A 22,451-nucleotide genomic window follows, 5' to 3' on the forward strand; every position below is an offset into this window, starting at 1 on the left:
GGCTACAGGCGGTGTTGGCTCCGCAGGTGGGGGTGAGGCTACAGGCGGTGTTGGCTCCGCAGGTGGCAGTGGGGCTACAGGCGGTGTTGGTGCAGGTGTTGGCGCAGGTGTTGGCGCAGGTGTTGGCGCAGGTGCAGGTGTTGGCGCAGGTGCAGGTGCAGGTGCAGGTGTTGGCGCAGGTGTTGGCGGTTCTGTATCCGCAGGCGGTTTGCGCTCATCAGGCAGTTTTGAGGTGACATAATCGATCAATTTCTTACCGCCTTCAGATTTAGTCCAATCCTTAGCCGGAGCGATAACTTCTTTCACCTCGACCGCTTTGCCTGTCGCACCCGTCAAACGGAAAATCACATCCTCGTAGTCGTAATCTGACTTCGGAGTAATTGATCGATCCTCGATCGCGAATGTCTTACCATCGCCAGTAATATCTGCCACCTGACCCAACAGCCAAGCATCATCCGCGTCACTGCTAGATAGCGAAAACAGCGGACGATTGTCGCCGCCAATATCCGGTTTATCAAATACTTCTTTAACCGTGCCATCCGGCACCAGCATCACAGCAAATGCTTCTCCAGGAGTCATCGCAAACTTCTTCACACCTTTGTAGGGCCCGGTGTTCAGATTTACCTTCCCTAAAGTACCCCTGAATTGAGGATCTGTTCCTTCTGTAATATCAGAAATCACGACGTGACCCAACACCGAATTACTCAGAGCCCTTTTTGCAGCTTCCTTGATAAACTCCTCAGAGCCTGGAGTAAATTTCTCCATACCCTGCAAACTAAATATGGCTAATTGTCCTTTGAATCCGCCGCCATCATACAGGAAATCAAAGCCTACTTCACCGGCAGGATCGGGCGTAAAAAAACCGGAGTCAACCTTCAAACCTGTGAGTGGGTCAACTTTGTCATTTGCCGCCAGACTAATCTGATAGGTTGTGTCGGAGGAGATGGGAGAAACTTTGAGAGTATAGTCTCCTGCGCCCAAATTATCGGTACTGAGAGTTCCGGGATTTTTGCCGCTAGTTGAAATAGTTTCGATCGGCTTTCCTTGGCTGTCGAGCAGTTCCATTTTCAGACCGCCGCTAAAACCTTCAGCCAAGACTTGGAAACTGCCTGCAGCAGGACGATTGAAACGATAAATGTCTGTGGAATCGAGCTTACCAACGAAATCGATATTGAAATAGTTATCGTTAAGACTGCCGAGTTGAATGTTAGACATTTTGCACCCTGCCCACAAACTTACTTGTATTTTAATCAGTCGGCATAATTGAGCGATCGAGTTTCAATACATCTGGGCTGCTTCCCAGATCGGGTCTCTCCCCACAACACAGATATCCGCCCATTCCAAAATCTACGATTGTAAGCTACTACCTATCTCTCGGAATTAAGTCTTACTTTTTTCGCTGCAAGCAAACTTTACAGACATTACTTTGTAGCCAGGATATAGTATTAGTTTGGGTTAAAGATTTTTTGAAAGAAAGCTCATTACTACCTTCTATCTGTTGAGGATACTTTATGTGTGCAAAGTTGACAAGCAATCTGAACGATTACTAGCTTGGCGAATTTAGATGTCAGTCAATGAGACAGGACTTACGCACAGCCTCTAAATATAGGGTTTTGTAGGGCAATCCCCCCGCTGATGAAGACTCCATACATCTGGATATGGCGCGTAAATCCTGCTTGATGTGTTGTGGAACGGGCGGAATATCCCGTTTTCTTAGTCTCTTAGAGAGCGGCTTCATTTGTGTAGTAGTGCTTTCAACCGCCGGGTTTTAACCGCCGAGTTTCAGCCGCCGATTTTATGGACTTCAACCACTAGAATAAATCCCTCTTTCTTGCAGTTGTTGCATAAAAAACTCTTCCAAACTAGGCTTAGCCAAATTCATGGCAATTAGCTGCCCTCCCGTACCACTCAGACTAGAAATAAACTCCTTCGGCTCGCCCTGCAAATGACCGTACCACAAATCATTATCAACTTCCATATCCGGTATCCATTTTTGCAGGATATTCAAGTGGCCGCCCCTACCTTCAACTCGGTAAGTTTCAGTATTACCCAAGAGTTCGTCTATCGCCCCAATGCAGATTAATTCACCCCTAGCCAAAATAGCCACTCGATCGCAAATCTTCTCCACATCAGACAATATATGCGAATTAAAAAAAATTGTTTTTCCTTGATTTTTCAGCGATAAAATTATCTCCCGCATCTGATAGCGGCCCATCGGATCTAAACCAGACATCGGCTCATCCAAAAATACCACATCTGGATTGTTAATCAAAGCTTGAGCCATGCCGATCCGTTGCAGCATTCCCTTAGAATACTGGCGCAACTGTTTTTTAATTGCTGCCGATTGAGATAGCCCAACTAAGTCTAGCAAATTCGGAATTCGCTGCCGCTGAATTGAGGGGGGAATTTGAAATAAGCCCGCCGCAAATTGCAAGAATTCCCAGCCCGTGAGATAATCGTAAAAATAGGGATTTTCTGGCAAGTAGCCGACTCGCTGCTTCACAGTGCGATCGCCCAAAGGCCTCCCCAACAGCAGCGCCCTGCCAGAAGTCGGCCGTACTATACCCAGCAAAGTTTTCAGCAGCGTAGTTTTCCCCGCTCCATTTTGCCCTAACAGCCCGAAAGTTTCCCCCTCAGAGACAGTCAGAGTGCAATTTTTGAGCGATTCAATTTTTTCATTCATCCAGAAGCCGGTACGGTAGAACTTCCCCAGATTAAATGTTTCCACCACTGGGGTAGCTCTGGGCATCTCGATGGGATTTGGCGCATCTACAAGAGGTTCCATTTTGGTCAGAGAAATAACTAGCACCTGATTATATTCTATTGCATAAGTTAAGTAATAATTGCTATTTTTAATGTTAAACTAATATTAGCTGTAGTTAAAACTTGCTGAATATGGATCGTTCAAAAATTGTTGCTATTATCACCGGCGTGATTTCTATAATTTTAGCAGTTGCCTACCTGCTGCTCGTCACCCTCCTCGACTTCCGAGGCGAAATGCTGCCCGCACCTCCAAGTCAATTGCCCGTCTCCATGCCATTTCAGCAATTAGGCACTGCTAACCCGACTTTGCGAGCACCAAGAATTTATTCTCAATCGTGAGAAAATTAATACAATTAAAATTCCGAAATTTCCCCAGCACATGATGTAGACAAAATTACCGATAAACTAACGATAGGTTGAGATAATCGGCTAATAATTCTCACCTATATTTTGGCTCAATAAAGTCAATTTAGCATGATGGAGGATTTTAGATATGAAACCGATAATTCTAATCGCTATCTTAACTCCTTTGTGGTTGACTCCGCCGGCGAAAGCGGAAAATATTACTTGTACCCGACAACGGATTGCAACACATTACTGCAAAGATCATATTAGTCAAGCTCTGAATATTACTCTCGGACAAGCTTCAGATTTAATTAGCAAGTGGCTGGAGGCAAAGCAGACAATATTTGCTCCTCCATTCGATCGCCAATTGCTGGCTAAAATGACTACAGGTATTTTGTATGCCGATACAGTCAAAGGGATAGACTATCTGACAAACAGTAATTCTCAGTACAGATACGGTGTCCAAAAAGTTGAATCCGTCGAACGCTTTGCAGCATCTGGGAACAAAGCCACTATTGAAGTCAGAGTCACCGAAGATGCCACAGTTTACCGAAATGGCAAAGTCGATAGTAGCAGTTTCAACACTAAGCTAGTTCGCTATACCTTAGAGTATTGGGATGGCATCTGGAAAATTGCCGACTCTCAAATTATTAGCCATTAGTCATGGGTTAGTTGTTATTTGTTACTAATTATAATTAGTAATTGCTAATGGTGAGTGGAACTAATGACCAAAGACCCATAAACAAATCACAAATAACAACTCACTAATAAGAACTAACTAATACACATGAATTGCTTTCATCATGTGATATGCAACTAGCAACTGCGTCAAAGCTAGCGGGTAACTTTGCAAAACTTCACCAGTTGTGCCGATCAGTTTGCCAATTTCCGGGTTGCCTTGGGCGGAACAAAATCCCCGCAGGTGTGGCAACTCGCTGCACAAAATCTTTTCTAGTTCGTTTACTTGCTCACTGGTAGCATGGGAGTCTACTTCCAAAACGTCAACAGGTTTGCCCATGTCGCGATCGAGTCCCAAGCGAATTGCAGGTTGAAAACTATCGCTGCCTCGACCTAAAATTTCAGTAAAATCAGGGTGAGGAATTGTCGGTCTGAGCACTAAACGGACGCTCAAATTCGATTCATTGTCCGCTTCTGGCGGGTAAAAACTAACTACAACATCGGCAGATTTGCGCTGAGGACGAATGAAGTCTTCAGAGTCCGGTTCCCGTTTTTTTATTTCTGCAAGCACCTGTTCTTCAGTATAACCGCGCTTCATGACATCGCGCTTAACTTTCCACTGACTTCGCAATTCTTCGGGAGGAGCAAGATACACTTTTACGTCGTAAGAATCGCGGATGGTTCGGGTTGCGTAACCCAGCAAACCTTCAACTATTACAAATTTGCTGGGCTTGATGTATTCCGGTGGGTCGAATGTACCTGTGGTGTGGTTATAGATGGGTTTGAGAATTGCTTGTCCGGTACGCAGCAGGCTGAGGTGCTGCTGCATGATGTCGAGGTGATTGCAGTCGGGATGCAATGCTGTGATTCCGATTTCGGCCCGCTGCTTTCTGTCGTAGCGATGATAGTCGTCAGTGCAAATCACAGTGACATTTTCTGGCCCTAATACTTGGGCAATTCCCCGCGTCAGGGTGGTTTTGCCCGCTGCGCTGTCTCCGACAATACCGAGAATAATTGGTCGATCGCTCATTGTTTTTACCCGGACGCACAATAGCAAATTTTGTTGTCAATCTTAAATCTTATCAAAATTGTGTTCGATCCGATCGCTCGGTTTGACTTGCTTCCCCCAGAGTCTCCCCTATGTGTAAAATTATTGTAAAATTTCTTAATAAAATTCAACAAAGCATACTCAGGGAACATCTCATTGAACGATCGTAATTACCCAATTCTCACTTCCCTGTTTGGCCAATTCCCTGTTTGGCCAATGCCCCATTACCATTCATCGTTTCGTTTGTTGCTGTAAGTTTCCCAATCGTCTTGTTGGGGTGGCTGATACAAGGGTTCGGGTTCTATTTCGGGTTCCAATTCCGCTGACATTTCTAATTCTGGTTCCGATTCCTGCTGATAAATGTTCAGAGGTTCGACAACGCGGGCGATCGCATCTTTGACAAATGCTTTGACAAACTCGTCTTTCCGATTTAACTGAAACTGCCTTTGCACAACTTCGGTGATGCCACCGTCGCCCCAATCTTGGTCATGGCGGAAATATTCAATAAAACTTTTACCGGCAATTCTGGTTAAATAAGCGGCACTGACTGCTTGAATTGCTTTGCCAAGTACAAACCCGGCTACGCTTAACTGCAGCGCCCTTGATACTACTTGAATTACGCCTTCAACTATTCCCAAACTTGCTAGGGTTTTTGCTAGAGACAATGCCAATTCTTTCGCGCGATCGATATTTAATTCGCAGCCGTAAATCTTGGCAATTTCTACTACCATTTGAGCGTTAACTGCTGCTGTCGCTAACAAATCCACAACTGGCAAAGGGGTTACGGCAATTACTCCGGCTCCGATCCACTGAAATCGCTCTACTGCTTTATCAGCTTGCCGCCTCCTTTGAGCGTCAATTAACTTGCGCGCTTGATCTCCCAAGTGCTGAGATTGCAGCAAAATATTGTCCGCAATTAAGTCTTCGCCTTCAGCTCGCAAAATGGCAGCGACGCGCCGAATTAATGGCATAATATCCGGGTCTGGCTGAAAAATTGTGCCGTCTTCTAGTACAACTTTTTGCGGATTGGCGCTAATGGCTACTACATCCATTGCTGCTACAAAACCTTTGACTCGCTGCCGCAGTCGATCGAGAATTTCATCTCTGTCGGTGTCGGGATAAAGGTCAACTTTATTAAAAACCACGATCGACCTTTTGCCAATTTCCGCCAAAGTCCGCAGCGGTTCGTACTCGGATTTTCGCAAATCGCCGTCCAAAACAAATAAGATTAAATCTGCCCTCGCCGCCAACTGCCTCGCCAATTCTTCTCTGTAAGTCCCCGCAACTCCCGCTTCCAAGATACCTGGGGTATCAGTAATTGCTAATTCTCGATCGATTCCTTTCAATTTCAGAGTGTAAGTTTCGCCAACTTCCGTAGTTCCCATCGGCGCGCCCACTTGTCCCGCCATCCGCCCCACCAACGCATTCACAGCGGAAGTTTTGCCCGCAGAACCGGTGCCGAAAACAACTACTCGAACGCTGCCGCGAGCCATGCTAGCTTCAATTTCGCGGGCTCTCAACAGCAAAGCTTGCCGCGCTACTTCATCTTGAATGCGATCGACTTGTTGCCGAATTGCTTTGAGATTTTCCGAAGCTGCTTCACTTTTGACAACAGGAACCTTCGGAGTAATCGGCCGTTTTCCCTTAACTTTCTGAGGGCGTTGCAGCAGCCTAAAATAGTAAACCAGCGCAAAAATTAGGGTTCCCAAAAGTACAATTATCAGGAAAATCAGCAAATTAGCCAGCAGCGGAGAAGCAGACCACGCAACTTGACTGTAAAGCCCTGTTAAGGAACTCACCAGCCCAATAATCAGCCCCAGGGCGAGGCAGAAAGCAGCAATTAAGGTTAACAGGCGTGGCAAAGGCATGAGGAAAGTGGCAAATAAAAAGGTTATGCTTTGATTTTTACATTACGCCGATAGTCATCAGTCATTGCAAATCTAAAATCTAAAATCTAAAATCTAAAATGGCGAAGCGCCCGTTAGCGTTAGCGAAGCGATCCGAAGGAAAGCCCTCGAACAGGATCGTACTGCGCGAACCCGCAAATCCCGATTCAGTCGCACTGCAGGCGCGGTTTACGGAGTTTGATCGCCAGCGGGACGGACAAGTGCGATCGCCCTCTTGCTGCAATTGTAGCTTGCACGATAACTCAGCTACAGCTTATCACCCGCCGGAACAGCAGACGGGTTTATTTGCATCTACCTACTTATTTATTCGGTGATTTATTTGATCACGAGTCTAGCAATACTTTTTTATTAAGAAACAAATATGACATTAAGTACAGAGAAATCCGCTTTTGTAACACCAGTGCCTCCTGGAAGCTCGGAAACTAGAAACGAGAAACCGGGTTTCTTAGGCAAGGTAAGAGCATCCTAATTTACAAAAATTATCACATTAAATATCAATGCGGTACTCTCTAATCAGCCACGAGTTAAGTTAGACTGAATTGTCAGTGCGTGAATTATTCACAGGTTAGCATCTATGCAGCTCAAACATCTAAATCAGCCTTCACAAGAACTCTCTACCTCTTGCGAGCATAACATCAAAGAGACCCAGCCACCAAAGCCCAATTATTTCGCTCACATAGCCCGTTCCTTTGGCAACCTCAGTATTCACGAGAAAATCTGCCGTGGGTACGCACTGGCTCTTTGTGTTGCGATTGGGGGAACGAGTGTCGGGATGTTGGTGGGCACTCATTACTATCGAATAACTAATAATCAAGTACACATCGATCAAGAAAGTCAGCTTTTACATAAGTTGCAGGTGGCTTTAGTGCGGACGCAAAACAGCCAAGAGTGGTTGATTTACGGCATCGATAAGCCCCAAATATTTAACAGCAAATATCAACAACTACAAAAGAATATTTACAGTTTAAAACTGTTGTTATTTGAAGTAAAAAAAACTAAATATCTGAAACAAATAAAAGGGATAGGAAAATTTAGAAATACTTGCGATTCGCTACTCTCTAATTATATTTATCAACTCGAAATAGTTAATAAAAAAATTAGTTATTTGCCAAATAACCCCGCTCAACAAAGCGTAAAACGTAAGTTGCTGTCGAATTTCGCTCGAAATAAAATAGCATTGCAACTAGATACGGCTGTCAATGATATAGCAGCAATTATCGATCGCGCCCAACAGCAAGAAGATGCAGGGCGGGAGGATCTGCTGCGAGCCCAGGCGCTGCGGGTGCAAATAATTTTGGGTAGCATGGCACTGTCGATCGTCGTTGCAGCAGTGCTGGCGGGCTTCACCAGTCGGGCGATCGCCAAACCCCTAGCCGCTGTAACTAAAATCGCTCAGCGAGTGACTGAAGAATCTAATTTTCAGTTGCAAGTACCAGTTACCAGCACCGATGAAGTGGGAGTCTTAGCAGCTTCGCTGAATCAACTGATTCAGAAAGTAAATCAGTTGCTAGAAGAATTGAAATCTGAACAACAAACCCAGATACTTCAAAATGAAAAAATGGCAACCTTGGGGCGGATGTTAGCCGGTGTTGCTCACGAAGTTAACAACCCAATCAATTTTATCTATGCCAATATCGACCCAGCCAGAAATTATGTTGAAGATATTTTAGATTTGCTCAAAACTTACGAAACAGAAATTGCCAACCCGCCTGCCGCAGTGCTGGCGAAAGGCGATGAAATAGACATCGATTTTCTCAAAGAAGATTTGATCAAAATATTTGACTCAATGCAAGTAGGCGCTGAAAGAGCCAAAGCTATTATCTTAAGTTTGAAAGATTTTTCTCGCCTCGATGAGGCAGCCCCTCATCCCGTCGATTTGCACGCCTGCATAGACAGCAGTTTGCTGATTCTAAACAGCCGAATAAAACAAGGCATTGAAGTGGTGTGCAATTACGGGAACATCCCGAGTATTGAAGGCTATATGGGTTTGCTTTACCAGGTATTTGTGAATCTTCTGAACAATGCACTAGATGCTGTGGAAGAGAAAGCAAAAATTGAGAAAACTAGCTCTGAGGAGGCGAAAAAACAATCGGCTTCGGACTCAAGCAAACAAGAAGCACCGAGTTTTTCGCCGAGAATTGTGATTGCTACAGAATACTTGGACGACGACTCAGTGGTAGTGCGAATTTCCGATAACGGTATGGGAATAGCGCCAGAAAGTCAAGAAAAAATGTTTGAAACATTCTTTACTACTAAACCGAGAGGTGTAGGTACGGGTTTGGGATTGGCAATCGGTCGCGAAATTATCGTCAAGAAACACGGCGGGACGATTAACTTTTGGTCTGAGGTGGGAACGGGGACGGAATTTGCGATCGCCCTGCCGATTAAGCACGAGGATTCAATGCCAAATCCGCTGTTAAAACCTCCAATTGCTGGCGAATATAATTCCCTTGGCAACGGGAACGCGCCAACCAAGTCCGAAAAGAGAGGAACTGTAAAAACTTAAAAAAATATTTTTTGTACATAGTAAAAAAAATCCAACTGCAAGCAAGCTAAAAAATCTGAGATCATAATTCTTGCCAAATCTCCCATTTCAAATAGTATGAGATTGCTTACTGACTGCCTGCCGCTACCCCACCCGCTGAGTGATAATACCAAAATAAAAACTATTTTCCATAATCTTGAAAAACAGGATTTGCTATAATTTAAAGTTGAGCAATCACTGTACGGAGCGAAAATTATGGGACTATTTGACCAAATTTTGAGCGCGATCGACAATCCCAACCAACAAGCAAGCCCCAATCAGTTGGGCAACATTATCGGTGCGGTAGAGCAGTTGAGCGGCAACCAGGGCGTCGATGCGGGTACGACTCAGTTGGCGATGTCGGTTTTGGGCGGATACGTGCGATCGGCATTGCAAGACGTGCGATCGCAGTCAGGAGACGCACAAGCTCAACAACTTGTCAACCAATTTAGCGGCACAAATCCCAATCCGCAAGCGGTACAGAGTTTGTTCGGAGCCGGCCAACTAACGCAGATAGTGGCCGATATCGCCCAAAGAACCGGTTTAAATAACGCCACAGTGCAGGCGATGATACCTGTTTTGGTGCCACTCTTACTGAATTTGCTACAAACCGGTGGTAACGCTCAAAATCCAGCCCAGGGGGGAAATCCCGTTTTGAATACGTTTTTAGATGGAGATGGAGACGGCGACGTAGATATTACTGACGCCATGTCGATGGCAGGCCGCTTTTTGAATCAACGCAGTTAATTTGGAATGTTTTAACCGCAGATATCAGCGGATGGACACAGATGAACGCAGATAAAATCCTATCTGCGTTCATCTGCGTTTATCTGCCTTCATCGGCGGTTACAAAAACTCCTACTTTAACCCAAACCCAAATCAGTCACAGCACCAACACTGCTAGAAGAAACCAACTTAGCATATTTAGCCAAAACGCCCTTAGTATAGCGAGGTTTAGGAGGCTGCCAAAGAGCCTGCCGCTGCTTCAATTCTGCATCAGAAACATTGAGCTGCAACAAGCGATTGTTAGCATCAATCGTAATTGAATCGCCCTCTTTTACCAAAGCAATTGTCCCGCCGACTTGCGCCTCCGGTGCAACGTGACCAACAACCATGCCGTAAGTTCCGCCAGAGAAGCGACCGTCAGTAATTAACCCTACAGAATCTCCCAAACCAGCGCCAATAATTGCCGAAGTTGGTGCTAACATTTCGCGCATTCCCGGCCCGCCTTTGGGCCCTTCGTAGCGGATGATAATCACATCTCCGGCTTGAATTTTCCCCGCTAAAATTGCATCCAAACAATTTTCTTCAGATTCAAATACCCGCGCCGGGCCGGTAATTTGGGGTTTTTTAACGCCCGTAATTTTAGCAACGGCTCCTTCTGTTGCCAGATTTCCCCTGAGAATTGCTAAATGTCCTTGGGCGTAAAGCGGGTTGTTCCAAGGGCGGATGACATCTTGGTCGGTGCGGGGTTCGGCTGGAATATCTGCTAACACTTCAGCAACAGTTTGGCCGGTAATTGTCAGGGCGTCTCCGTGCAGCAAACCCTTTTCTAGCAGCATTTTCATTACTTGAGGAATGCCGCCGGCTTTGTGCAAATCCGTTGCTACGTATTTGCCGCTGGGTTTGAGGTCGCACAGCACTGGTACTTTTGCTCGAATAGTTTCAAAATCGTCGAGGGACAACTCAACGCCGATCGCATTGGAAATGGCTAATAAATGCAGCACAGCATTGGTTGAACCGCCGACTGCCATGATTACCGCGATCGCATTTTCAAAGGCCTGGCGCGTCAAAATTTGGCTCGGTAACAACTGTTTGCGGACAGCTTCCACCACAACTTTTGCAGATTCGGCAGCGCTGTCAGCTTTTTCGGCATCCTCAGCAGCCATTGTCGAAGAATAAGGCAAACTCATGCCCATCGCTTCAAAAGCGCTCGACATCGTATTTGCTGTGAACATTCCGCCGCAAGAACCCGCACCCGGACAAGCATTCTGTTCCACTGCATTGAGTTCTGTTTGGTCAATTTTGCCTGCGCTGAATTGACCGACTGCTTCAAAAGCGCTGACAACGGTTAAATCGCGTCCGTTGTGGTGTCCTGGTTTGATCGTGCCACCGTAAACAAAAATAGCAGGAATGTTCATGCGGGCGATCGCAATCATCGCCCCCGGCATATTTTTATCGCAACCGCCGACAGCCAGCAACCCGTCCATACTTTGGCCGTTGCAAACAGTTTCTATCGAATCAGCAATTACATCTCTCGACACCAGAGAATATTTCATCCCTTCTGTTCCCATCGAGATTCCGTCGCTGATAGTAATCGTACCGAACATCTGTGGCATCGCGCCGGCTTCCCTTGCACCCGCAATAGCCCGCAAAGCGAGGTCGTTCAATCCCATATTGCAGGGCGTAATCGTGCTGTAGCCGTTGGCAATCCCCACAATCGGCTTAGTGAAATCGCCGTCACCAAAACCGACTGCCCGCAGCATTGCTCGGTTGGGCGCGCGCTGCACACCCCCAGTCACAGCTTGGCTTCTCAAATTTTCAGGCATTTTAAAATTTCCTTTGTCTGTTGACAGTTGACAGTTGACAGTTGACAGTTGACAGTTGTCAGTTGTCAACTGCCAGCTCGCCCAAAAACGAATACAAGTTTCCGATAATCGTCGTGGTGAGCCCATAATTTTAGACCAAAGTTCCGGCTCCCACATGAATCTGTGGAGCAAATCTAAAATCTAAAATCTAAACTCGACTGACTCAGTGCCGAGCGCCGAGAGTTTTACCCTATTGTTGATTTTCTCAGAAGCTTTGATATTTGTCAGACCTTTTAGGAGGCAGTGGCACAGCAGTGTCCGGAAAGCAGTGCAAAGATTCTACAGATAGTACAGCGTGCAGAGTGAATACCGTAGTTATCTGGGATGATGTGGTAACACCCATCACTCTAACGTTTAAAAAAAATTGCGAGGCGAATGACATGGAGGCCGATCGAATTCTGAGGCAATATGCGGCCGGAGAAAGAAATTTTCGAGAGATTAACCTCGTCGGGGCCGACTTAAAAGGGGTAAACCTCAGCGAGGCTAACTTTACCCGAGCGAATTTCCAAGACGCAAACCTCAAAGGCGCTAACCTGACGGGAGCGAACTTGCGCGAGGTGAAATTGGCAGGGGTGGACTTGACGGAAGCCAACCTCAGCGAAGCAAATCTCATCGGTACCGATTTGAGCCGCGCCAATCTCAGCGGGGCTAACCTGATGGGAGCCAACCTGCGCGGATCAATGGCGAGAGAAGTCAACATGACCAAGGCTAATTTGACCGAAGCTAATTTGACCGAAGCCAACTTTACCGAAGCGAATTTGTTTGCGGCCAACTTAACCGACGCTAGCATGATTCGTATTAATTTGATGAAGGCAAATTTGAGTTGGTCAACTCTCAAAGCGGTAAACCTGACAAATGCCATCCTCAGCGAGTCGCTTTTAGAAAGAGCTAATCTGAATCAGGCAATTCTCAGCGGGGCGATGGTGAGCGGGGCAAACTTGGCTGGTGCAGACTTGCGCCAAGTAACGATGGTTGGAGCTAATCTCACCGACGCTAATCTGAGCAATGCTAATTTGAGAGTTGCTAATGTGAGTTGGTCAACGCTGGCAAGAGCTAATTTGAGCGGTGCTAATTTGTACCGGGCAAAGCTGTGCTGGTCTAATTTCAGCGGGGCTGTTTTGGTGGAAGCGGTTTTGATTGATGCTAATCTCAATCGAACTAACTTCCGCGATGCCGATTTGAGGCGGGCAATTATGCCGGACGGCACAACTAATGATTCTTAAAATTTGATTGTTGACTGTTAACTGTTGACTGTGGACTGTTGACTGTTGATTGTTGACTGTGGACTGTTAACTGTTGACTAATGACTAATGACTATCACTGAATTATTGATGTTGGGTGCGGCGGGAGTTTTTGCCGGAATTCTAGCTGGATTTTTGGGTATCGGTGGCGGTACGGTTCTCGTGCCTTTGTTGGTGGCTCTCAATTACGCCCCCGTGCAAGCGGTTGCTACTAGCGGTTTGTCGATCGTCATTACAGCTATTTCTGGCAGCATCCAGAATTGGCGCATGGGCTACCTCAGCTTGAGCCAAGTCGCAGGCATCGGATTTCCCGCCGTCATCACAGCACAAATCGGTGCTTATTTGGCGGGGATATTTCCGCCTTACTTGCTGTTACTTACTTTTGGGCTGTTGCTGTGGCTGAATATTTATTTGATTGAAGTTCGCAAGCACCTGACAGCTAAGAAGAAAGCGGAACTAGAACAACGGGAACTGGGAGGACAAGCGGGACAAGGAGAAAATGCTCAATTACCAATTACCAATCACGAATTACCCAATAATTCAAATATTTTATTTCATCCAACTTTTGCTAAAATTGCTACCGGCAGTGCGGCGGGTTTATTAGCCGGTTTGTTCGGCGTAGGCGGCGGCGTAATTATGGTTCCCCTGCAAATTTTGCTGTTAGGAGAAAGCATTAAAACCGCAATTCAAACCAGCTTGGGCGTCATAGTCATCACGGCAATTTCGGCGACGGCGGGACACGCGGCGCGCGGGAATGTTTTGTGGGTTGTGGGGTTAATTCTTGGCGGCGGCGGTTTGTTGGGCGCGCAGGTGAGCACGCGGTTTTTGCCGAGATTGCCCGATCGTATTGTTAGTTTAGCTTTTCGATCGCTCTTGGCAGTGTTATCGATTTATGTTTTCTGGCAAGCTTGGCAAAAATTTAGTAACGGGTAATGGGTAATTGGTAAGGTGCGCGACCCGGCGCACCCTACGAAAGAATGCGGGAAGATGCCCGCGCTGCACCCTACGAAAAACGAATAAGTAAGACTAATTTGCTGATAGTTTCTTCACGGCGCGAGTCAGACGCTGCAAATAAGGCTTGACAATTTCTTGATTTTGTCTCTGCAACTCGGACACTTGCTGCTGCAAATGCTGTATCTCGGTTTGCAGCATCCCTGCATCTATTGTGGGTCGATCGAGCAAGTCCTGCAATTGCTTGAGAGAACCTTGGATGGTATCGAAGTCTACTTCGTTCGATCGCTCCTGTAACTGAGCCGTAATAGTTTTAACTTCAGTTAACTTTTCGCCCATCAATAAAAATCGGACGTTGACATTTTCCCAATCATGCTCTCTCAGGGCGCTAGTTTCCAAAATGCGGAGTTTTTGCTGCAAATCGGAGAGGATCGTGTAGAGTTCCTGAGAATCTGCAGGCAGCGCCTGGGCTTGGCGTTCGAGGGAGGCTACGGCAGCTTGTACCTCGGCGATGGCCCCGGATTCCAAGCCCTGGAGTTTCTGCTGCAAGTCAGAGACGGCGGTGTAGAGTTCCGCAGGTTCTCCAGGTAGTATCTGAACTTGCTGCGATCGACGTTCTACTGCGGCCTGTACGTCCGCAATCGCAGAATTTGCCTTTTGTTGCATTTGTTGCTCGAAACGCTGGCGATTGGCGAGATTTATCGAGAGTGCTGCGGTTAAGGGGGCTGCAGCGTAGACAATTTGGCCCGACAATCCTGCAGCAATCGTGCCAATCGCTGAACCAGCAACAGAGGCGTATTCTACCAATTCTAGCCAGTCCGGCTGGTTCGGGGCACTTCTCAAAGCTGGGAATGATGCTTTTTCAATCTTCTGCATAGCCTTTTAGTCGTAGTCGGATAGATGGCGATACGGACATGATAAAAGCGATCGGCAAATAAATCAGGGCTATTTGTCAAAATTTCCTGATTGTGGTATTTTCATTGACCTCGTGCCGAATACGTTCTGCCTTCAAAACGGTCAATCTCAGGTAAAATTCAGGATTAAGTCGATCGCTCAACAGTTAACCAATAAGCGTTCACCGCCGTCTGTCAGGAGTATACAGAACATGGGTCTTAAGATTATTGAAAGCTACGATAGCAGTTTTGTCCTCGAACCCGATGCTAAAACTGCACTGTTCGGTTTATTAACCGGTGAAAGCTTTGTCAAACAAGTAGCGCTACAATTGCAATGCTCGCGCATTGAGTTTGCCGAATTACTTTTTCAGCCAGTCCCTTACAGCAGCGAGACGCCGAAGGGAATGCCTGCGGAATTTGAAAAGTATCATCAATCGAGCGATTTTGCGATCGTCAACGTCCCGCCTAATTTCATGTTCCAAGCCAAAATATTTAAACCCAGCCGCCTCTGTGCAATTTATCGCGTTTTCAAGAATTAGGTCAAGGCTGGTTAATCTGTGGTTTAATCTAAAATCTAAAATCTAAAATCTAAAATCGGATGACAGAAGACATTCAATCTCTCGCCAGCTTAGAATTCATTCCCTACATAGACTCCGAGGGAAAATTGCCCGATTTTGTGCAGGGAAAAATTGGCGTTTACGCGATTTTTGATAACGAGAAAGTCCTGCAATTTGTCGGCTATTCTCGCGACATTTACCTCAGCCTTAAACAGCATTTGGTACGCCAAACCCAGTATTGCTACTGGCTGAAAGTGCAAACTATTGACAAGCCCAGCCGCACTATTCTAGAAAGCATTAGAGAAAGTTGGATTGCCGAAAACGGTTCCCAACCCCAGGGTAACGGTGCCGATGCTGCCAAGTGGAACGATCCCATCGACACCAAAACTGTGATGACTACCGAAGAAGTAGCAAATTATGAAGGTATCATCGCCGATGAAATTGCCAAAGATAAATTGTTGAAAAATGTCGCGCGGCGCGTGGAAAATGAAATTTTCGCGCTGCTGAAAGCTCGCGGCGTAACTGAAGAAATCCGGTTTAATCCCAAGCTCAAAACGAGCGGATTGTTGGATTTAAAGTAAATACGCTCTCTGGTCAATTCCCCACAATCAGCCCCTGTTTGTAAGGAGGACTGCTATCAAATCCGGTTGCATTGGAATTAATATTACCCACAGCTTTCGAGACGGCGCCGTGCCTTTCGTCGTGTCAACTTAAGCTTTTAGTCCGCCAGCCCTCCCGCTCACCCGGCAGTCCACCAGGGAATGAATTCCACGGGGCTTATAGCAAAAGTCCTCTAAAAGAGGACTGGATAATTTATTAGTCCTCTTTTAGAGGACTTTCGCTTTGAGGCAGGGGTTTCAACCCCTGACGGACTGAGGGACTATCGGTTTTACCTTAAACAGATGCTCGCGTACAATCTATCTGATATATCCTCTGGGTCGGTTAAATTTTAAAATGTTGAAATTTATTAAAATTTAACAGATATCGGAATCTGCACAATTAACTTGGTTCCTCGGCCCGGAGCAGAAATACAACTGATTTGACCTCGATGTTTTTCCACTACAATATCGTGACTGATTGCCAACCCTAATCCAATACCGCGGCCTACAGGCTTCGTAGTAAAAAATGGGTCAAATATCTGGTGGCGCACTTCCTCACTCATCCCACAACCGTTATCGGCAATGTGAATAACAACGGATTTATAGTTGTGAGTGGCTAATTTTGAATCTTGATTGTGCAGGGCAGATTCAGACTCACAACTTACTGAAGTGCTGATGGTAATTTTTCGGGGATATGGTTGAGTTTCCAGGGCATCAATAGCATTACTTAGCAGGTTCATGAACACCTGATTTAACTCACTGGCGTAACAGGTGACTCTTGGCAGTTGGCTGTAGTGTTTAATGACCTCTATCTCACCAGCTTTGTTTGCTCCCTTCAATCGGTGCTGCAAAATAACTAAAGTATTGTCAATGCCTTCATGAATATCCACTGGCTTGTACTTTTGTTCGCCAAGGCGGGTGAATTTCCGCAAAGACATCACAATTTCGCTAATCCGAGAAGCACCTTCTGTCATCGAATTCAGAAGTTTTGGATAATCCTCTGCGATGAATTCGGGTTGAATCTCGTCCAATTCGCCGATAATTTCTGCCACCGGGTGCGGGTAGTAATGTCGGTACAATTCGAGGAGGCGAAGCAAATCTCGTGCATAGTCCGCCGCTAGAGCAATGTTACCGTAGATAAAGCTGACGGGATTGTTGATTTCGTGAGCAATTCCTGCCGCTAGCTGACCTAAAGAAGCCATTTTTTCCTTCTGTATTAACTGAGCTTGAGTTTTCTTGAGTTCAGTTACGGTTTGTTCGAGTTGCTGGGCGTAGGATTGTGTTTGCTGGAACAACTGGCGCTGCACGAGTTGATTTGAGACGCGGGCAAGAACTTCTTGTTCGTGAAACGGTTTTGTGATATAATCTATACCACCAACTTCAAAGGCTTTGACTTTATCTAACACTTCATTCAAAGCACTGATAAAAATAACCGGAATGTCCTTGGTTTTGGGAGAAGCTTTCAATGCTTGGCAGACTTTGTACCCGTCCATACCGGGCATCATGATGTCGAGCAAAATTAAGTCAGGAGGAGTTAACTCGATCGACCGCAGCGCTAGTTTGCCGTCGGGTGCGGTGCGTGTTTTGTACCCTTGCTGCGAGAGTATTTGAGCTAAAAGTTGCAAATTAGTCGGAATATCATCAACAATTAAAATATTCCCTTTTAAGACGGGAGTTGCTTCGTAATTCATATCTAGTTCGGTAAAATAACCTTTATAGGCTTGTAGTGAGTACGATCGTCCTAGCGGGTTTTATGAGGACGGTCGTACTCACTACGAACCGGGTATAATATCATTTCTCTTTCGTTTCGGGATGGATGAGAGCTAGTATTTGATTGAACTGAAACTGGTTAGCAAATCCGGCTAGAGCACTAGCTAAAGCGTCATTGCGATCGCGAATTTGCTCAATTTGGATCAGAATTAACTCTAAATCGCACTCAATTGTGGCTTTCTCTAAAGCTGCCAGCCAATCTGCGGGTAAGGCTGCAAGAGTCTCTGGAGTCGGAGCCTCGATTTGAGTTGACTCGGGTACACTCTCCGGTTCACCGTAAATGTAACGCACTCCCAGATGTTTGTGGAGGGTGGCAAAAATTTCTGTATCTCGAAAGGGTTTGTGGATAAAGTCATCGCAATCATCTGATACAGTAACGCTTTGCGCTTCTTCGGCGTTACCGGCACTCACGGCAATTATTGCCGTAGCTTGACCTTTAACGGTGGCTTTAATGCGTTTGGTTGCTTCATGTCCATCCATCACGGGCATCCACATATCCATAAAAATTAAGTGTGGCTCAAAACTCGACCACATTTCAATAGCTTCCATGCCGTTGCTGGCTTCTTCGAGTTCAAAGTTAAAGCCCGCGAGGAGTTTGATCAGCAGTTGGCGGTTGTCCGATTGATCGTCCACAATCAAAATACGATAGCGTGGCTGGTTGCGTTCCAGGGCTATCACCCGACGCAGTGGCTGTACGGGTTGAGTCGCCGGGGCATCAACGGCGCTGACGGGGATATCAAACGCGAAGGTGGTGCCGCGTCCTACTTCACTCCGTACAGTAATCACGCCGCCCATCAGCTTGACAAACTGTTGGCTGATAGCCAGCCCCAAGCCTGTTCCTTGCTGAGATTTGGTTCCTGTTTTGGTTTGCACAAAGGCTTGGAAAAGCTTATCTAACTCATCAGCAGCTATGCCGGAACCCGTGTCTTCTATTTCAAAATGTAATTGGTAATTACTGATGGGTAAGTGCTGATTTTCACTGTCGATAGATGCACTTACTCTTAACCTAATTACTCCGTGTTTGGTAAATTTAATGGCGTTAGAAAGCAGGTTAATTAAAACTTGGCGTAATTTCATTTGATCTGTTTGCACGTATTCGGGAGTTTCGCTAGAGCAGTAAAAGATTAACTGCAATTGTTGCTCCCTTGCCTGGAGTTGAAACATCTCTTCCAGATCGTTCAACAGGCTGCTTAATTGAAATTCGGTGGGGTTGAGTGTAATGCGTCCTGCCTCTATTTTGGCTAAATCTAATATTTGATTGATCAGAGCTAGCAAGTGTTCTCCGCTGCGGTTGATAATGCGGATATTTTCCTGTTGTTCGCGAGTGAGGTTGGTAGAGCGCTGCATCAATTGGGAGAATCCCAGAATTGCGTTGAGCGGGGTGCGGAGTTCGTGGCTCATATTTGCTAGGAAAGTGCTTTTGGCAAGGTTGGCAGCTTCTGCGGCCCAGGCGGCTTGTTGAAGCTGTACTGCTTGCTGTTGAGTGGCTTCCAGCAATTGAGCTTGTTGTAAGGCGACTCCCAGTTGAGTGCTAATTTGCAGCCCAATATTGATTTCTGCTTCGCGCCAAGTGCGGGGTGCAGAATTTTGATAGCTGGCGAGCAAACCCCAAAGTTGACTGCCGCAAAATATGGGGAAAATAACGTAGGCTCTAGCTTGGAATTGTTTTAACAGTTCTAGGTAACAAGGACTCAACCCAGCGCTGTATATGTCTTCAATTATGCGGTAAGGAACGCCTCTAGCGTACATACCGCCTTGATTTTTTTGTAGATAGGTATCCAGAACTGGTGTACCGCCGGCTTGCATAGTTTTCACGGTACAGCGAGAGTCTTCGACGAGAGTGTTTGGCACATTAAAATCGTCGGCTTGTGGGATCAGAGACTTCCAGCCGGCAGCCATTGATTCGGCAACAAATTCCCCGCTCCAATCAGGATTAAAGCGATAGATACCGACACGATCGCATTTTAGGGTTTGTCGCAGTTCAGAGGTTGTGGTTTTGAATATTGTGTCAATATCTAAGGATTGACGGATGCGCTCGATCGATCGGGCGATGGCTTGTTCTCCCTGGGCGCTTTCTCGCAAAGCTGACTCCGCTTGTTTGCGATCGCTAATATCCAAGACAGTGCCGAACAAACGGATCAACTGCCCTTTTTCATCATAAACAGGTTTCCCTCGGACTTCAATGTAACTGAGCGAGCCATCTCTTCGGATCAGCCGCAGATCAATTTCAAAGCTTTTCCCACACATAGCTTGATCGCGCACCATTGCCAGATAGCGCGATCGATCTTCTGGATGAAAACGCTCGATTAATTGTTCGCTGGGCAGCGGTTTTTGAGTCGGATCGAGCTCATAAATGCGATAGAGTTCTTCACTCCAAGTGGTTGTTGCTGTGGCAATATCGTATTCCCAACTGCCAATACGGGCAATTTTTTGGGCTTCCAGCAGTCGGGCTTCCGCCAACTGGCGATCGCTAATGTCGCGCGCTACCCAAACCGCAGAGCTATCCGACAGCGGCGAAATTTTCGCAGCAAACCAAACTTCTTGGTTATTAATCTGCAGACTGTAATCAAAACTAATAGTTTGTTGGGTTGCCAATGCCTGTCGAACTTGCGCGAAATAAATCGCCTCGCTGGCCTCCTGAAAAAATTGTTCGATGATGGTGTCGATCTGATTCGTATGATAGTTGTATTGAAAAATTCCCTTAGTGGGTATAATTTGGATGGTTTCTTCTTGGACATCAAAAATCAATACAATATCTGTAATTGACTCAAATATTTTCACAAATTGCTCAGTAGAAGTGTAAAGTTTTTGTTCGAGCAATTGGCGATCGGTAATTTCATATTGTAATAGTGCGTTAGCACGAGCTAATGCCCCGCTACGTTCGGCAACTTCGGCTGCTAAAGTGTGATTGTAGTCAGTTAATATTTTTTCAGATTGTTTGCGCTGTGCGATATTATAAAAAGCATGGATGGCATAAATAATATTTCCGCCTTCGTCAAAAATTGGTGTGGCGCGCACCTCAAAAGGAATAAATTTCCCATTTCGATGAAGTTCTACATCTTCCACGAATACTGTTTCGCCACGCAGTGCTCGGAATGCGGGCAGTTCTTCAGTGGGATAAAGCTGGTTTTGGCGGTAGATTTGATAAACTTCTACTGCTTCTTCTAAAGTCGCATCGGGGATAGTTTCTACGCCGAGCCAATGCTTGGCAGTTTTGTTCAAGTACACGACTTTACCGGAGGCATCGTGGATAGATACTCCCGCAGGTATGGCTTCGAGAAATTGCTTGAGTTGGCTCTCTCTTTGCGCTAAAGCTTCGTTTAAAGATTTTTGGTCTGCAAAAGCCTGTTGCAGTTGCGCTGCCATAAAATTGAAAGAATTGGCGAGATATCCGACTTCATCCCAGCGTCTAATTTCTAAAGGTTGATCCCATTTTCCTGTGGCAACATTTTGGGCTGCCGTATTCAAGCGCCTAATTGGCTTTGTCACCCAACGGGAAGTCAAAAATCCGATCGCGATCGCCAGCGGCAGTGTACCGGCCAATAACCACAATGTGTTGCCCGTATTTGCTTGAATCGGAGCCATGAAATCAGACTCTGGCACCACCACCACAATCAACCAATCCAAACCACGGAAATCTCGATAGGGAGTGACGCGGACAAACTGCCTCTCGCCCTTGCTCACCAGGGTCAATTTCTGGGTTGTTTGCAGGGTGCGGAAGTTGCCAAATCGGTTGGTGAGTTGTCGAGCAATATCTCGCGTGCGGGCATCCTTGCTGTTGGTGGCTAGCAATGGCGTCGGTTGCTTTTTTGCGGGCGTCACCAAGGGTGTTTCTAGTGTGGATGTGGCAATCAGATTGCCCGATCGATCCATAATAAAAGTTTGTCCTGACGCCGAGAATTGCAGCCTAGGCAGAAAGGTATTGATTGCCGACAGCCCATTATTATCCGTGAGGCGATCGCTAATCCGTTCTCCTACTTGTTCGATTAACTGATGCGCCACATCCTCGACTGATTCCTGACCACTTTTGAAAGAAAGATAGCCCACTAGCCCAACTACACTTACCGTTTGCAAAACAAACGGAACAATCAGAACCGTTCGCAGTGGCAGCTTGCTGAAAAATTTGGCGGTTAGGCGGTTGAAGTGATAAATGGGCATGGGTGTGAACCAATTGCGCTGATAATCCTATTTTAACTGCTGTAGCGTGCCTTTCCCGGCAATTGGCGCGCCCTAAAAACTGTGAAATTTTCCGCCCGGTTCAATATAGCCCACTACGGTTCATTTAAAACTATTTATTCCTCGGATATCACCCTCGCATCCCCCTTAAGAAGGGGGACTTTGAGTAAGTTATTGTCCCCCCCTTAAAAAGGGGGCTTAGGGGGAATCGAGCTTAAATGAACCGTATTGCAATATAGGCAACTACTATGGAAGATTGGACGCGCCTGTCAAAATTTGCTTCTGTTAGTTCTGTTTCTAGCTGTTGAGCATTTGATTCATTTTTACTTACAAAAACTGTGATAACTTTTCTAATTTCTTTGTGTATTTCGGCAATCATGTCGTTAATTAAAATCCAGCGGGGGCGGGTTT

17 protein-coding genes are annotated in these 22,451 nt (G+C 46.1%); 9 read left to right on the forward strand and 8 right to left on the reverse strand.

All coding sequences use genetic code 11. The features are described from left to right. The coding region (locus tag QUA77_RS18710) for a DUF4114 domain-containing protein (RefSeq protein WP_333451731.1) at nt 1–1,215 on the reverse strand (1,215 nt) is incomplete at its 3' end. Between the two features lie 589 nt (nt 1,216–1,804). Continuing rightward, the gene (locus QUA77_RS18715) at nt 1,805–2,785 is read right to left on the reverse strand and encodes an ABC transporter ATP-binding protein (RefSeq protein WP_333035778.1); all 981 of its coding nucleotides are present in this window, start codon (nt 2,783–2,785) and stop codon (nt 1,805–1,807) included. A gap of 110 nt (nt 2,786–2,895) precedes the next feature. On the opposite strand from QUA77_RS18715, the gene QUA77_RS18720 reads away from it, so the two are divergent. Then, entirely contained in the window at nt 2,896–3,102 is a 207-nt protein-coding gene (locus QUA77_RS18720) for a hypothetical protein (RefSeq protein ID WP_333035781.1), read from the forward strand. Nucleotides 3,103–3,256: 154 nt separating this feature from the next. Next, the gene (locus tag QUA77_RS18725; protein WP_333035783.1) at nt 3,257–3,769 is read left to right on the forward strand and encodes an ARC6/PARC6 family protein; all 513 of its coding nucleotides are present in this window, start codon (nt 3,257–3,259) and stop codon (nt 3,767–3,769) included. 117 nt (nt 3,770–3,886) lie between these two features. On the opposite strand, the gene QUA77_RS18730 is transcribed toward QUA77_RS18725, so the two are convergent. Together QUA77_RS18730 and QUA77_RS18735 are read right to left on the reverse strand one after the other, a co-directional pair. Continuing rightward, the gene (locus QUA77_RS18730) at nt 3,887–4,816 is read right to left on the reverse strand and encodes a phosphoribulokinase (RefSeq protein WP_333035784.1); all 930 of its coding nucleotides are present in this window, start codon (nt 4,814–4,816) and stop codon (nt 3,887–3,889) included. A gap of 242 nt (nt 4,817–5,058) precedes the next feature. Then, nucleotides 5,059–6,702 (reverse strand): GTP-binding protein, encoded by a 1,644-nt coding sequence (locus tag QUA77_RS18735; RefSeq protein ID WP_333035786.1) that lies wholly within the window; start codon nt 6,700–6,702, stop codon nt 5,059–5,061. 98 nt (nt 6,703–6,800) lie between these two features. On the opposite strand from QUA77_RS18735, the gene QUA77_RS18740 reads away from it, so the two are divergent. From QUA77_RS18740 to QUA77_RS18750, 3 genes are all read left to right on the forward strand, one after another. Further along, nucleotides 6,801–7,055 carry a hypothetical protein gene (locus tag QUA77_RS18740; RefSeq protein ID WP_333035787.1) on the forward strand — a complete coding sequence of 85 codons (255 nt, stop codon included), beginning with the start codon at nt 6,801–6,803 and terminating at the stop codon, nt 7,053–7,055. A gap of 260 nt (nt 7,056–7,315) precedes the next feature. Beyond that, nucleotides 7,316–9,247, forward strand: a complete 1,932-nt coding sequence (locus QUA77_RS18745; RefSeq protein WP_333451734.1) for an ATP-binding protein — start codon at nt 7,316–7,318, stop codon at nt 9,245–9,247. 234 nt (nt 9,248–9,481) lie between these two features. Continuing rightward, nucleotides 9,482–10,012 (forward strand): hypothetical protein, encoded by a 531-nt coding sequence (locus QUA77_RS18750; RefSeq protein ID WP_333035792.1) that lies wholly within the window; start codon nt 9,482–9,484, stop codon nt 10,010–10,012. A 116-nt stretch (nt 10,013–10,128) separates the two neighbouring features. On the opposite strand, the gene ilvD is transcribed toward QUA77_RS18750, so the two are convergent. Next, complete coding sequence (ilvD, locus tag QUA77_RS18755; RefSeq protein ID WP_333451736.1) at nt 10,129–11,814, reverse strand: dihydroxy-acid dehydratase; 1,686 nt, start codon at nt 11,812–11,814, stop codon at nt 10,129–10,131. A 419-nt stretch (nt 11,815–12,233) separates the two neighbouring features. On the opposite strand from ilvD, the gene QUA77_RS18760 reads away from it, so the two are divergent. Then, entirely contained in the window at nt 12,234–13,076 is an 843-nt protein-coding gene (locus tag QUA77_RS18760) for a pentapeptide repeat-containing protein (RefSeq protein ID WP_333035969.1), read from the forward strand. 87 nt (nt 13,077–13,163) lie between these two features. After that, entirely contained in the window at nt 13,164–14,027 is an 864-nt protein-coding gene (locus QUA77_RS18765) for a sulfite exporter TauE/SafE family protein (RefSeq protein ID WP_333035797.1), read from the forward strand. Between the two features lie 93 nt (nt 14,028–14,120). On the opposite strand, the gene QUA77_RS18770 is transcribed toward QUA77_RS18765, so the two are convergent. Continuing rightward, complete coding sequence (locus QUA77_RS18770; RefSeq protein ID WP_333060177.1) at nt 14,121–14,921, reverse strand: hypothetical protein; 801 nt, start codon at nt 14,919–14,921, stop codon at nt 14,121–14,123. A gap of 229 nt (nt 14,922–15,150) precedes the next feature. Between QUA77_RS18770 and QUA77_RS18775 the strand changes: the two genes are divergently transcribed. Both QUA77_RS18775 and QUA77_RS18780 read left to right on the forward strand, forming a co-directional pair. Further along, entirely contained in the window at nt 15,151–15,477 is a 327-nt protein-coding gene (locus QUA77_RS18775; protein ID WP_333035800.1) for a hypothetical protein, read from the forward strand. Nucleotides 15,478–15,536: 59 nt separating this feature from the next. Beyond that, a complete protein-coding gene (locus QUA77_RS18780) occupies nt 15,537–16,076 on the forward strand; it encodes a GIY-YIG nuclease family protein (protein WP_333451738.1) in 540 nt (179 codons plus the stop codon). Between the two features lie 386 nt (nt 16,077–16,462). Here QUA77_RS18780 and QUA77_RS18785 read toward each other — a convergent pair whose 3' ends face one another. Beyond that, nucleotides 16,463–17,785, reverse strand: a complete 1,323-nt coding sequence (locus tag QUA77_RS18785) for a response regulator (RefSeq protein WP_333451740.1) — start codon at nt 17,783–17,785, stop codon at nt 16,463–16,465. A 100-nt stretch (nt 17,786–17,885) separates the two neighbouring features. Next, complete coding sequence (locus QUA77_RS18790) at nt 17,886–22,022, reverse strand: ATP-binding protein (RefSeq protein ID WP_333451742.1); 4,137 nt, start codon at nt 22,020–22,022, stop codon at nt 17,886–17,888. Between the last annotated feature and the right edge of the window lie 429 nt (nt 22,023–22,451).

The organism is Microcoleus sp. K5-D4 (genome assembly GCF_036704575.1).
Lineage (GTDB): Bacteria > Cyanobacteriota > Cyanobacteriia > Cyanobacteriales > Microcoleaceae > Microcoleus.

What these genes read in the sequence shown, in the direction of transcription:
- QUA77_RS18715 (WP_333035778.1), bottom strand. Translation starts at nt 2,785, where the DNA reads ATGGAACCTCTTGTAGATGCGCCAAATCCCATCGAGATGCCCAGAGCT.
- QUA77_RS18720 (WP_333035781.1), top strand. Translation starts at nt 2,896, where the DNA reads ATGGATCGTTCAAAAATTGTTGCTATTATCACCGGCGTGATTTCTATA.
- QUA77_RS18725 (WP_333035783.1), top strand. Translation starts at nt 3,257, where the DNA reads ATGAAACCGATAATTCTAATCGCTATCTTAACTCCTTTGTGGTTGACT.
- QUA77_RS18730 (WP_333035784.1), bottom strand. Translation starts at nt 4,816, where the DNA reads ATGAGCGATCGACCAATTATTCTCGGTATTGTCGGAGACAGCGCAGCG.
- QUA77_RS18735 (WP_333035786.1), bottom strand. Translation starts at nt 6,702, where the DNA reads ATGCCTTTGCCACGCCTGTTAACCTTAATTGCTGCTTTCTGCCTCGCC.
- QUA77_RS18740 (WP_333035787.1), top strand. Translation starts at nt 6,801, where the DNA reads ATGGCGAAGCGCCCGTTAGCGTTAGCGAAGCGATCCGAAGGAAAGCCC.
- QUA77_RS18745 (WP_333451734.1), top strand. Translation starts at nt 7,316, where the DNA reads ATGCAGCTCAAACATCTAAATCAGCCTTCACAAGAACTCTCTACCTCT.
- QUA77_RS18750 (WP_333035792.1), top strand. Translation starts at nt 9,482, where the DNA reads ATGGGACTATTTGACCAAATTTTGAGCGCGATCGACAATCCCAACCAA.
- ilvD (WP_333451736.1), bottom strand. Translation starts at nt 11,814, where the DNA reads ATGCCTGAAAATTTGAGAAGCCAAGCTGTGACTGGGGGTGTGCAGCGC.
- QUA77_RS18760 (WP_333035969.1), top strand. Translation starts at nt 12,234, where the DNA reads ATGGAGGCCGATCGAATTCTGAGGCAATATGCGGCCGGAGAAAGAAAT.
- QUA77_RS18765 (WP_333035797.1), top strand. Translation starts at nt 13,164, where the DNA reads ATGACTATCACTGAATTATTGATGTTGGGTGCGGCGGGAGTTTTTGCC.
- QUA77_RS18770 (WP_333060177.1), bottom strand. Translation starts at nt 14,921, where the DNA reads ATGCAGAAGATTGAAAAAGCATCATTCCCAGCTTTGAGAAGTGCCCCG.
- QUA77_RS18775 (WP_333035800.1), top strand. Translation starts at nt 15,151, where the DNA reads ATGGGTCTTAAGATTATTGAAAGCTACGATAGCAGTTTTGTCCTCGAA.
- QUA77_RS18780 (WP_333451738.1), top strand. Translation starts at nt 15,537, where the DNA reads ATGACAGAAGACATTCAATCTCTCGCCAGCTTAGAATTCATTCCCTAC.
- QUA77_RS18785 (WP_333451740.1), bottom strand. Translation starts at nt 17,785, where the DNA reads ATGAATTACGAAGCAACTCCCGTCTTAAAAGGGAATATTTTAATTGTT.
- QUA77_RS18790 (WP_333451742.1), bottom strand. Translation starts at nt 22,022, where the DNA reads ATGCCCATTTATCACTTCAACCGCCTAACCGCCAAATTTTTCAGCAAG.